This window comes from Mycobacterium helveticum (genome assembly GCF_007714205.1).
Classification (GTDB): domain Bacteria; phylum Actinomycetota; class Actinomycetes; order Mycobacteriales; family Mycobacteriaceae; genus Mycobacterium; species Mycobacterium helveticum.
The window spans coordinates 40,054-51,025 of record NZ_VMQU01000022.1 but is presented as its reverse complement, the minus strand read 5'-3'; the positions used below and the strand labels follow the sequence as shown (position 1 = coordinate 51,025).

11 protein-coding genes are annotated in these 10,972 nt (G+C 70.7%); 5 read left to right on the top strand and 6 right to left on the bottom strand.

The window, feature by feature from the left end; translation table 11 throughout:
* The coding region (locus FPZ47_RS30195; protein WP_210419855.1) for a hypothetical protein at positions 1-1,306 on the top strand (1,306 nt) is incomplete at its 5' end.
* A 7-nt stretch (positions 1,307-1,313) separates the two neighbouring features.
* Here FPZ47_RS30195 and FPZ47_RS07585 read toward each other — a convergent pair.
* Together FPZ47_RS07585 and FPZ47_RS07580 are read right to left on the bottom strand one after the other, a co-directional pair.
* Entirely contained in the window at positions 1,314-2,456 is a 1,143-nt protein-coding gene (locus FPZ47_RS07585) for an SPFH domain-containing protein (protein WP_144950140.1), read from the bottom strand.
* 37 nt (positions 2,457-2,493) lie between these two features.
* Positions 2,494-2,925: an NfeD family protein gene (locus FPZ47_RS07580; protein ID WP_144950142.1), complete on the bottom strand. Its 432-nt coding sequence runs from the start codon at positions 2,923-2,925 to the stop codon at positions 2,494-2,496.
* A 67-nt stretch (positions 2,926-2,992) separates the two neighbouring features.
* Here FPZ47_RS07580 and FPZ47_RS07575 point away from each other — a divergent pair, with 67 nt between their 5' ends.
* The gene (locus FPZ47_RS07575) at positions 2,993-3,916 is read left to right on the top strand and encodes a hypothetical protein (RefSeq protein ID WP_144950144.1); all 924 of its coding nucleotides are present in this window, start codon (positions 2,993-2,995) and stop codon (positions 3,914-3,916) included.
* Positions 3,917-3,934: 18 nt separating this feature from the next.
* On the opposite strand, the gene FPZ47_RS07570 is transcribed toward FPZ47_RS07575, so the two are convergent.
* From FPZ47_RS07570 to FPZ47_RS07555, 4 genes are read right to left on the bottom strand one after another with little or no spacing between them, the layout of a single operon-like run.
* A complete protein-coding gene (locus FPZ47_RS07570) occupies positions 3,935-4,942 on the bottom strand; it encodes a ferrochelatase (RefSeq protein ID WP_144950146.1) in 1,008 nt (335 codons plus the stop codon).
* 6 nt (positions 4,943-4,948) lie between these two features.
* Positions 4,949-5,758 (bottom strand): NADH-dependent enoyl-ACP reductase InhA, encoded by an 810-nt coding sequence (inhA, locus tag FPZ47_RS07565; protein ID WP_144950148.1) that lies wholly within the window; start codon positions 5,756-5,758, stop codon positions 4,949-4,951.
* A 24-nt stretch (positions 5,759-5,782) separates the two neighbouring features.
* A complete protein-coding gene (gene fabG1, locus FPZ47_RS07560) occupies positions 5,783-6,550 on the bottom strand; it encodes a 3-oxoacyl-ACP reductase FabG1 (protein WP_144950150.1) in 768 nt (255 codons plus the stop codon).
* Positions 6,551-6,602: 52 nt separating this feature from the next.
* Complete coding sequence (locus FPZ47_RS07555; protein ID WP_144950152.1) at positions 6,603-7,172, bottom strand: TetR/AcrR family transcriptional regulator; 570 nt, start codon at positions 7,170-7,172, stop codon at positions 6,603-6,605.
* A gap of 170 nt (positions 7,173-7,342) precedes the next feature.
* On the opposite strand from FPZ47_RS07555, the gene FPZ47_RS07550 reads away from it, so the two are divergent.
* From FPZ47_RS07550 to qcrB, 3 genes are read left to right on the top strand one after another with little or no spacing between them, the layout of a single operon-like run.
* Positions 7,343-8,167, top strand: a complete 825-nt coding sequence (locus tag FPZ47_RS07550; RefSeq protein ID WP_144950154.1) for a bacteriorhodopsin-like — start codon at positions 7,343-7,345, stop codon at positions 8,165-8,167.
* A 42-nt stretch (positions 8,168-8,209) separates the two neighbouring features.
* Positions 8,210-9,283 (top strand): beta-carotene 15,15'-dioxygenase, Brp/Blh family, encoded by a 1,074-nt coding sequence (locus tag FPZ47_RS07545; protein WP_168209383.1) that lies wholly within the window; start codon positions 8,210-8,212, stop codon positions 9,281-9,283.
* Positions 9,280-10,923 (top strand): cytochrome bc1 complex cytochrome b subunit, encoded by a 1,644-nt coding sequence (gene qcrB / locus FPZ47_RS07540; protein ID WP_144950158.1) that lies wholly within the window; start codon positions 9,280-9,282, stop codon positions 10,921-10,923. Before FPZ47_RS07545 ends, qcrB begins: the two co-directional genes overlap by 4 nt.
* Positions 10,924-10,972 lie beyond the last annotated feature (49 nt).

Genomic DNA, 10,972 nt, shown 5'->3' with positions numbered 1-10,972 from the left:
GGGGGGGGGGGGGGGGGTAAGGGGGTTTTGGTGGGGGGGGGGGGGCGGGGGGGGCTGGGGGGGCCCTGTATCCGGGGCCACGGGCGCCCGGGGGGGCGCCGGCGGCCAAGCCGGCCTACTCGCCGGAGTCGGCGGGGCCGGCGGCCAGGGCGGCCAGGGCGGACTCGGCCGCGGCGGCGACGGCGGCATCGGCGGCCAGGGAATCCTCATCGGTGACGGCGGGCACGGCGGCGTCGGAGGCACCGGCGTCGGCGGCGACGGCGGCACCGGCGGCACCGGCGGCGCGGCCGGACTCATCGGCGTCGGCGGCGGCGGGGGCACCGGTGGCACCGGCACCGGCTCCAACGGCACCATCCTGGGCGTCGGGGTGGTCGGCGGCGACGGCGGCGCCGGCGGCGCCGGGGGCGCACTGCTCGGCATCGGCGGTGCCGGCGGCAACGGAGGATTCAGCGGGCCGTTCACCGGCGGCGGCGTCGGCGGCCACGGCGGCGCAGGCGGCGCGGCCGGACTCGTCGGCGCCGGCGGGGTCGGCGGCGCCGGCGGCGCAGCAGGCTTTGGCTCCGGCGGCGCGGGCGGCACCGGCGGCACCGGCGGCGAACTGCTCGGCCTGGGCGGATCAGGCGGCACCGGCGGCTACGGCGCCTCCGGAATCGGCGGCGACGGCGGCGACGGCGGCGCCGGCAGCACCCTGGGCATCGGCAACGGCGGCGCCGGCGGTGCCGGCGGCAACAGCGGCCCGGCCACCGGCGGCACCGGCGGCCATGGCGGCCAAGGCGGCCTGATCGGCGGCAACGGCGGCGACGGCGGCGCCGGCGGCGCCAGCGGCACAACGTTCCTGGGCAAAGGCGGAGCCGGCACCAACGGCGCCGCCGGCGGCGCCGGCGGCAACGCCGGCACCCTGTTCGGCACCGGCGGCAACGGCGGCGCAGGCGGCGGCGGCGCCGAACTGCCCAGCGCCACCGGCAACGACGGCGGCCCCGGCGGCAACGGCGGCAACGGCGGATTCCTGGAAGGCGGCGGCGGCACCGGCGGCAGCGGCGGCACCGGCGGCACCGCGAACAGCGCAAACACCGGCACCGGCGGCGCCGGCGGCAACGGCGGCAACGCCGGCCTCCTCGGCAGCGGCGGCACCGGCGGCAGCGGCGGCAGCGGCGGCAACGGCACCGTCGGCGGCACCGGCGGCAGCGGCGGCAGCGGCGGGCACGGCGGCGGCACCGCCGGCGCACCCGGATCCGCCGGCGGCACTGCGGACAGCGGCGCAGGCGGCAGCGGCGGCGCCGGCGGCACCGGCGGCGGCCTGCTCTAAACGCCGACTACTGATTCAACTCCGGTGGCAGCCCACCATGACCATCCACCGGCTTCTGCGCAATCGCCTCCGCCTTGGCCACCGCCCGCGCAATCACCGGATCGGTCTCGGTCGAAAACCAGTCGGCGACGTCGGCGTCGTCGCCTGCCGCCGGTGCGGGCGCCTCGTCGACCGGCGACGGCTCGAACCGGAACACTCCGTCCTCGCCCGGTTTGCCCAGCATCCTGGTGAACCCCTGCAACGCCGCGCTGAAGTCGCTGGGCACCACCCACACCTTGTTGGCGTCACCGCGCGCCAGCTCCGGCAGCGTCTGCAGGTATTGATAGGCGAGCAACTCCGGGGTGGGCCGGGCGGCCTTGATCGCGGCGAACGTCTTCTCGATGGCCTTGGCCTGCCCCTGCGCCTGCAGGTAGGCCGCGGCGCGCTCGCCCTGGGCGCGCAGCATGCGCGACTGCCGCTCGGCCTCGGCGGCCAGGATCGCGGCCTGCTTGGCGCCCTCGGCCGCCAGGATCTGCGCCTGCTTCTGCCCCTCGGCCTCCTTGATCGACGACTCGCGCATCCCTTCGGCGGTCAAGATCATCGCCCGCTTCTCGCGGTCGGCCTTCATCTGCTTTTCCATCGACGCCTGGATCGACGGGGGCGGGTCGATGCTGCGCAGCTCGACCCGCGCCACCCGCAGGCCCCAGCGGCCGGTCGCCTCGTCGAGCACGCCCCGCAACTGACCGTTGATCTGGTCGCGGGACGTCAGCGTCTGCTCCAGCGTCATGCCACCGACGACGTTGCGCAGCGTGGTCGTGGCGAGCTGCTCGACCCCGACGAGGTAGTTGCTGATCTGGTAGACGGCCGCCTGCGGGTTGGTGACCTGGAAGTACACCACCGTGTCGATCGACAGGGTCAGGTTGTCCTCGGTGATCACCGGCTGCGGCGGAAACGACACCACCCGCTCGCGCAGGTCCACCCGCGCGCGGACCCGGTCGATGAACGGCACCAACAAGGTCAGCTGGCCGCTGACCGTGCGGCTGTACCGGCCCAGCCGTTCGATCACCGCCGCCTCGGCCTGCGGGACCAACGCAACCGACTTGGCCACCACAACGATGGCGAAGATCACCAAAACGGCCAGCAATACCAGGCCTGCAACCGCACCTTGCATCGGACTTCCTTTCTCCCGCAGCCTCTGTCGAACACCGTCACGCGGTTCGGAACACCACCGCGGTGGCGCCGTCGATGTGCACGACGGTGACCGACTCCCCCGGTTCGTAGACGTCGCCGTCGTTCAGCGGCCGCGCCGTCCAGACCTGGCCGTCGAGCTTCACCTGGCCCGCGTCGCGGGCCACCCGGTCGAGCACCAGCGCGCTGCGGCCCTCCAGCGCCTCGATGCCCAACTGCGGCGCCCCGGGCGTCAGCCTGCGCCGCAGCGCCGGACGGACCAGCACCAGCAGCAGCACCGAAACGATCAGGAACACCAGCCCGTCGGCCCAGATCGGCCAGTCCGCCAGCCAGCTGGCCGCCGACGCGGCCAGCGCGCCGCCGCCGAGCATGAGCAGGAACATATCGCCGGTGAGGGCCTCCGCGCTGGCCAGCACCAGTGCGCAGATCAGCCAAAGCGCCGCGCCGGGCATGCGGCCAGAATACGCGTGATCGCGCATGATCGGCCCGCGGCGGACAAAGCCACTACACTGCGACATCGTGTGGTGTCCCAGTGTTTCGCTGTCCCTGTGGGCCAACGCCTGGCTTGCGGGCAAGGCCGCGCCCGACGACGTTCTGGACGCGTTATCCCTTTGGGCGCCAAAGCAATCCGTCACCGCATATGATGCGGTCGCGGCCGGCCACACCGGGCTGCCGTGGCCCGATGTCGACGACGCCGGCGCGGTGTCGTTGTTGCAGACCCTGCGCACGGCGTCGGGACGCCCGGCGGCCGGCGGCCCGGTCCGGTTGCGCGGCACCATCAACGTGCTGCTGCCGGTGCCCGGCGACGTGCGGGGGCTGGCCGCGGGAACCCAGTTCCAGCGCGACGCGCTGGCCGCGGGCGAGGCGATCATCATCACCGGCCCCGACCCTGACGGCAGCGCCGTCGGGATGGTCCCCGAGTTCGGCTACGACGACTTCGAGGATGCCACCGGCGACGCGGGCCTGCCCGAATCGTCGGCGCTGTCATGGACCGTGTACTCCCTGCCCGGTGCGCCGGCGCTGCAACACCACGAACTCGGCGATGCCGAGTACTCCCTGCGCTCGGCCGTGCGCTCGGCCGCCGACGCGCTGGGCGCCCTCGGGATCGGATCGGCGGCCACCGACGTCGACGACCCGCGCGGGCTCGTCGAGCAGCTGCTGGAATCCGCACGGCAGCACCGGATTCCCGACCATGCACCGTCGCGGGCACTGCGGGTGCTGGAGAACGCCGCGCACGTCGACGCGATCATCGCGGTCAGCGCCGGGCTCAGCCGATTGTCGGACTCTGCCCGTGGTCCGTTCGCCGGGGCGGAACCGGTCATGGCGCAATCCTCGTCCGAGTCACGCATCGCCAACGACGCGCTGCGACCGCTGACCGCGGTGGTGCGGTCGGCGCGGATGGCCGCGGTCACCGCGATCCTGCGCTCGGCCTGGGCGGACTGAGGCGCCGGTGAAACGCCGCTACCGATCCCGCGCCACGCAGTGCGGCGGGCGGCACGGCTCGCCGTTGACGCTGGCCAGGCAACCCGGCACCGGGTCACGGCCGGTCACCCGCTCGGGCGTGCGGTCGCCGCACAGTTCGTCGATCAAACCGGCGGCCAGCCGGGCGAAACGCCGGTCGGCATTGGGTGTCGCGGCCCGGGCGAACGCCACGCCCGCCGCCCGGGCCTGCAGGCGCAACTCGTGGTCGAGATCCCACACCACCTCGATGTGGTCGGCGACGAAGCCGATCGGACAAACGACGACGGCGTCGGTGCCGGCTTGCGCCAGCGCCGCCAGGTGGTCGCCCACGTCGGGTTCCAGCCAGGGCACCCGCGGCGGCCCCGAACGCGACTGCCACACGACGTCGTAATCGGCGTATCCGGCGGCCGCGGCCACCAGCCTTGCGGCATAACCGACTTGGCGGCTGTAGAGGTCGGGGCCGCAGCGCCGGTCGGCGGCCACCGGGATGGAATGCGCGGTGAACACCAGCCGCGCGCCACGCGGGACCGTCGCGGCGGCCGCGGCGATCGACTCGGCGAACATCTCGACGAACAGCGGATGGTCGAAGTAGGGCCGCAGTTTGACCAGTTCGGGTGCGCCCGGCCCGGTCACCCGCCGGGCCCGGGCGATGTCCTCGACGTACTGGGTACAGCTGGAATACCCGCTCCACGCCGAGGTGGTGAACACCGCCGCCCGGCGAACACCGTTGTCGCGCATGGTCGCAACGGTCTCTTCGACGTAGGGCTCCCAGTTGCGGTTGCCAAAGTACACCGGCAGGCCCAGCTCTTCCCGCAACTCGGTGATCAGCGCGCGGTTGATCCCGTTGATCGGCGACACCCCGCCGAAATGCAGGTAGTGCTCCGCGACCTCGTCGAGGCGTTCGGGTGGCACGCCACGGCCGCGGGTGACGTTCTCCAAGAACGGCCGCACCTGCTCAGGCCCCTCCGGCCCGCCGAACGACAGCAGCAGGACCGCATCGAATTGCATTGGTGCCTACAATAACTGGGTGCTGGCGCCGCCGTCGGCGAAGATGATGGTACCGGTCGTCGCGGGCAGCCACTCCGACAGCAGTGCGCACACGGTCTTGGCGACCGGCGTGGGGTCCTTCATGTTCCAGCCGATCGGAGCGCGCTGGTCCCAGCCCTCCTCCAGCAGCTGCATCTGGGCGCCGGCCTCCTCGCCGAGCGCACCGCCGACGATCGCACTCATGGCCAGCGTCCGGATCGGGCCCGCGGCAACCAGATTCGAGCGCACCCCGTACTTGCCCGCCTCGCGCGCCACGAATCGGTTCACCGACTCCAGCGCGCTCTTGGCCACCGTCATCCAGTTGTAGGCGGGCATGGCGCGGCTCGGGTCGAAATCCATGCCGACGATGCTGCCGCCGGGATTCATGATGGGCAGCAACGCCTTTGCCAGGGAGGCGTACGAGAACGCCGAGATGTGAATGCCCTTGGAGACGTCTTCGTAGGGCGCGTCGAAGAACGGGTTGATCCCCATCCCGGTCTGCGGCATGAAGCCGATCGAGTGCACCACGCCGTCGAGCTTGTTGTCCTGCCCGATCACCTCGATCACCCGGTCGGCGAGCGTGTTCAGGTGCTCCTCGTTCTGCACGTCGAGCTCGATCAGCGGCGCCTTCTCCGGCAGCCGGTCGGCGATGCGCTGGATCAGCCGCAACCGGTCGAAACCGGTCAGCACCAACTGCGCCCCCGCCTCCTGGGCCACCTTGGCGATGTGGAACGCGATCGACGAGTCGGTGATGATCCCGCTGACCAGGATTCGTTTGCCTTCGAGCAGTCCTGCCATGTCCGTCCTAATCTTGTGGTTTCGTCAGTGGCCCATACCCATGCCGCCGTCGACCGGGATCACCGCACCGGAGATGTAACTCGCGTCCTCGGACGCGAGGAAGCTGACCACCCCGGCGACCTCGGCGGCGGTGCCGACCCGCTTGGCCGGGATGAATTGCAGCGCCCCCTCCTGAATCCGCTCATCCAGCGCGCGGGTCATGTCGGTGTCGATGTAGCCCGGGGCCACGACGTTCGCGGTCACGTTGGCCTTCGACAGCTCCCGGGCGATCGAGCGGGCCATGCCGATCACACCGGCCTTGGAGGCCGCGTAATTGGCCTGGTTGCCGATGCCCCAGGTGCCCGATACCGACCCGATGAAGATCATCCGGCCGAACCGCTTGCGCTGCATGCTGCGCGACGCCCGCTGGGCGACCCGGAACGCACCGGTCAGGTTGGCGTCGATGACCTTCTGGAACTTCTCCACGGTCATCCGCATGAGGAACGCGTCCGCGGACAGGCCGGCGTTGGACACCAGCACCTCGACCGGGCCCTGGTGTTGCTCAACGTCTTTGAAGGCGCGATCGACGGCCTCCTCGTCGGTGACGTCGCACTCGACGCCGAACAGCCCCTCGGGCACCCCGGAGCCACGGTGCGTGACGGCCACCTTGTGGCCGTCGGCGGCCAGCCGCTGCGCGATCGCCAGGCCGATCCCCCGGTTTCCCCCGGTGACCAGGACGGAACGGGACACGAACGGTGGCCTGACCGCTGCCGCGGCGTTCTCGGTGCTCTTGTCGGTGGCCGTGTCAGTCACCCCGCCAACCTAGCGCCTTGCCGCGCGGGCACTGCAATCGGCTCGCCGCGGCTCAACGACGACGAAGGACGATGTCGACCGCGGCCTCGATGACGTCGTCGCCGGGCACCGTACCGAACATCAGCGACGGGCACGCAACCACGCCGGAGAGCATCGAAACCGCCGCATCCAACTCCGGACCCTCGAAGACGTCGGCGAGAATCGTCCGGATCGGTCGCTGACCCTCGGCATTGATCTCGTTTCTGATCCGACTCATCGTGTCGACCGTCGCCCACTGGGCCATCGCGGAGAGCACCCGGTCGAGCCGCAGGTCGACCACCCCCTGCCGGAACGCCGTGAGCTGCCCGATCAGATCGGCGCGGATATCGCCGGTCCGTTCGTGGTGCTTGACCTCCCGAAGCGCCTCCAAGGCCAGGGCCGCAAGGTCGGACCGCAATGGCCAGTGCTTGTAGAGGGTGGTCTTCGAGTAGCCGGCCCGCTCGGCGACGCGGGCGTGCGTGAGCGCCTCGGCCCCCTCCTCGATCAGGACGTCGAAAGCCGTGCGCGCGATGTCGCCCCGGGTCCGGGTGATCCGGGCGTCCTCGTCCGGAGGGCCCGTCCGGCGGCCGTGCGCGAGTGTCATCCGAGCGTCCCTTCCCCCGCTGCACGCGGGCTGGATGTGTCGCAGGTGGTTCCCAAAACTACCCGATGAACGGTTCAACCAGAAATGTGTGTTCTAACCACTACTGGATAGTTTGTACATTAGTGTACGATCTGTTTCATCCCTGTCCCCTCAAGTTCAAAGGTTCAACGATGACCCCTGACGAACTGACCCACTCCCAATTCGACACGGTCTACAACCTGCTGTCCTTCTCGATCGCGGCGCAACTGTTCACCGCGATTTTCCTGCTGGCCGCGCAAGGACGGGTGCTGGCTCGCTACCGGCAGGCCGTACTGATGTCCGCGATCGTCTGCGGCATCGCCGCCTACCACTACTTCCGCATCTTCGACTCGTTCAAGCAGGCGTTCGTCACCACCGCCGTGGGCGGACGCGGCACCTACGTCCAGGCGGCCGGGCAATCGTTCAACGAGGCGTACCGCTACGTCGACTGGGTCCTCACGGTGCCACTGCTGCTGACCGAGCTCGTCGTCGTGCTGGCGCTGGCCCGCAAGCTGCAGAATTCCCTGCTCTACCGGCTCATTCCCGCATCGGCCCTGATGATCGGTCTGGGCTACCCCGGGGAGATCAGCGGCGACAATGCGGTGCGCAACGTCTTCGGGTTGCTGTCCACGATTCCCTTCCTCTACATCCTCTACGTGCTGTTCGTCGAGCTGACCCGATCGCTGGATCGTCAGCCCGCAGCCGTGCGTAGCACCGTGAGCGGAATCCGTTACTTGCTGCTGGCCACCTGGGGCGTCTACCCCATCGCCTACATCATTCCGCTCTACGCGCCGCACGCGGGCGCGGCCGCATGGGTGGTCAAGCAGGGCGGCTACTCGGTCGCCGACATCTTGGCCAAGTGCCTCTACGGGCTGTTGATCTACAAGATCGCCCGCGTCAAGTCCACGGCCGACGAACCCGACTTCGCGGTCCGGGAGGGCGTGCACACCGATCAGCGCGTCAGGGTAGCGGCGTAGCGCCAGCGGTCCGTCATGGTTCTTCTGGCAAGGCAGGTTCGCATGGGTACCGGAAGCCGCACCCGCCCTCGGGGCGCAACAGTCGCGGCGACCGGCCCGTGCGGGCCGGCGTCCCCCGGCACGACCGCCGGGCGAACGCCGCTCACGACCGCCGCCACCTGGTCGAGATGGGTGCTGTCGGGTACGGCGGTGGTGGCGGGCGGACACCTCATCGGACTGCCCGCCGTCCCGGCGCCGGTGGTGCTGGCACTCGCCGGCCTGGGGCTGGTGGCCGGAGTCCCGCACGGCGCGGCCGACCATGCGATCGTCGCGCGCCTGGCCGGGGACAGACCCGTGGCGGCTGTCGCGGCCGTCTACGCCGGAGCGGCGGCGGGCGTGTGCGCGTTGCTGCGGTGGGCCGATCCGGCCGCGTTGATCGCCGTTGTGATCCTGAGCGGGCTGCACTTCGGCCTCGGCGAACTCGAGGTCGCACGCCGACTCACCGGCTGGCGGCCGCCGCACCTGGTGGCCCTTGCGGTCGCCGTCGCCGGAACCGGGGCGCTCCTGCTGCCCCTGGCCCGTAGCGGCGACCAGCTGAGGGCGGTGGCGACCACCGTCTCACCGGGTCTTGCCCGGGCGCTCGGCTGGGCACCGATGCAGACCGGTCTGGTCGCGGTGTGGCTGCTGGCGGCGCTGGTCGCGGTGGTCGCGTCGCTGCGGACCGGTCATCCGGCGGTCGCTCTCGACGTCCTGATCCTCGGCGCCGTCGGGCTGCTCGCGCCACCGCTGCTCGCGTTCGCCGTGTGGTTCGGCGGCTGGCACTCGCTGCGCCACTGCGCGCGGCTGCTGACCATCGAGCCGGGCTGCGCCGCGCTGCTCACCACGGGCCGACGCCGCGAGGCCGTCCTGCGGCTGATCCGACTGGCCGCGGTGCCATCGCTTGCGGCATGGACGGCGTTGACCGCGCTCGCCTGGTTGACGGCGTCGGCGTCGGATCCACCCGCGGTCTTGGCCCAGGTCTTACGCCTTCTGCTCGCGCTGACGGTGCCGCACGCACTGGTCGTCCTCTGGGCAGACCGCAATACCCGCCGCACCGACGTCCTGCCAGACCCACCTCGTGAAGGGCACGCCACATGAGTTCCAGCCTCGATACTCCCACCACGCTCGCGCGTCAGGCCGAGGCGATCGATACCCGCTACCACCCCGCCGCGGCGGTGCGTCGCCAGCTGAACAAGGTGTTCCCGACGCACTGGTCGTTCCTGCTCGGCGAGATCGCGCTCTACAGCTTCGTCGTGCTGCTGCTCACCGGCGTGTACCTGGCGTTGTTCTTCGACCCGTCGATGACGGAGGTCACCTACCGCGGCGTCTACCAGCCGCTGCGCGGCATCGAGATGTCGAAGGCGTACGCGTCGACCCTCGACATCTCCTTCGAGGTGCGGGGCGGGCTGTTCATGCGGCAGGTCCACCACTGGGCCGCACTGATGTTCGCCGCCGCGATCATGGTGCACCTGGCCCGGATCTTTTTCACCGGCGCGTTCCGCCGGCCCCGCGAGGCCAACTGGGTGATCGGGTCGCTGCTGCTGATTCTGGCCATGTTCGAGGGCTTCTTCGGCTACTCGCTGCCCGACGACCTGCTCTCGGGCACCGGCCTGCGGGCGGCGCTTTCCTCGATCACCTTGGGGATCCCCGTGATCGGCACCTGGCTGCACTGGGCGTTGTTCGGTGGGGATTTCCCCGGCGACGTCCTGATCCCGCGCCTGTATGCGATCCACATCCTGATCTTCCCGGGCATCATGCTGGCACTGATCGGGCTGCATCTGGCGTTGGTGTGGTTCCAGAAGCACACCCAGTTCCCCGGGCCCGGACGCAGCGAGCACAACGTGGTCGGCGTGCGGGTGATGCCGGTGTTCGCCGTCAAGTCCGGCGCCTTCTTCGCGGCGATCGTCGGCGTGCTCGGCCTCATGGGTGGCGTGTTGCAGATCAACCCGATCTGGAATCTGGGTCCCTACAAGCCGTCTCAGGTTTCCGCGGGCTCGCAGCCGGACTTCTACCTGATGTGGACCGACGGGCTGGTCCGGCTGTGGCCGGCGTGGGAGTTCTACTTCTGGCACCACACGATCCCGGCCGCCGTGGCCGTCGCGGTGCTGATGGGTGTCATCTTCGCCGTCCTCATCGCGTATCCGTTCCTGGAGAAGCGGTTCAGCGGCGACCACGCGCACCACAACCTGCTGCAGCGCCCGCGTGACGTCCCGGTGCGTACGTCGATCGGAGCGATGGCGATCGCGTTCTACATCGTGCTCACGTTCTCGTCGTTCAACGACATCATCGCCTACAAGTTCAACATCTCCTTGAACGCGATGACGTGGCTGGGGCGCATCGGGATGGTGGTGCTGCCGCCGATCGTCTACTTCGTCACCTATCGCTGGTGCGTCAGTCTGCAGCGCAGCGACCGCGCGGTGCTCGAGCACGGCATCGAAACCGGCATCATCAAACGCCTGCCCCACGGCGCTTACATCGAAGTGCACCAGCCGCTGGGCCCGGTCGACGACCACGGCCACCCCATCCCACTGCCGTATCAGGGCGCCCCGGTGCCCAAGCGCCTGAACAAACTCGGCCTGGGCGGACGACCGGGCTCGGGCAGTCTCCTGTTCGCCGATCCGCCGGCCGAAGCGGCGGCACTGCGCGACGCGGCCCACGCCGGTGAACAGCGTGCCCTGACGGCGCTGCGCGGACGCCAGAACGGCGCCGAAGCCAACGGGCAGCACCGGGGCGGCTAGCCAGGCGGTCGGCGACGGCTCGCCGCCTGGCGCGCCCAGCGAAAAGCCG

Coding starts and splice junctions, on each gene's coding strand:
- FPZ47_RS07555 (WP_144950152.1), bottom strand. CDS start 7,172: ATGACACTCGCGCACGGCCGCCGGACGGGCCCTCCGGACGAGGACGCC.
- FPZ47_RS07545 (WP_168209383.1), top strand. CDS start 8,210: ATGGGTACCGGAAGCCGCACCCGCCCTCGGGGCGCAACAGTCGCGGCG.
- FPZ47_RS07570 (WP_144950146.1), bottom strand. CDS start 4,942: ATGCAATTCGATGCGGTCCTGCTGCTGTCGTTCGGCGGGCCGGAGGGG.
- FPZ47_RS07585 (WP_144950140.1), bottom strand. CDS start 2,456: ATGCAAGGTGCGGTTGCAGGCCTGGTATTGCTGGCCGTTTTGGTGATC.
- inhA (WP_144950148.1), bottom strand. CDS start 5,758: ATGGCAGGACTGCTCGAAGGCAAACGAATCCTGGTCAGCGGGATCATC.
- FPZ47_RS07580 (WP_144950142.1), bottom strand. CDS start 2,925: ATGCCCGGCGCGGCGCTTTGGCTGATCTGCGCACTGGTGCTGGCCAGC.
- FPZ47_RS07550 (WP_144950154.1), top strand. CDS start 7,343: ATGACCCCTGACGAACTGACCCACTCCCAATTCGACACGGTCTACAAC.
- qcrB (WP_144950158.1), top strand. CDS start 9,280: ATGAGTTCCAGCCTCGATACTCCCACCACGCTCGCGCGTCAGGCCGAG.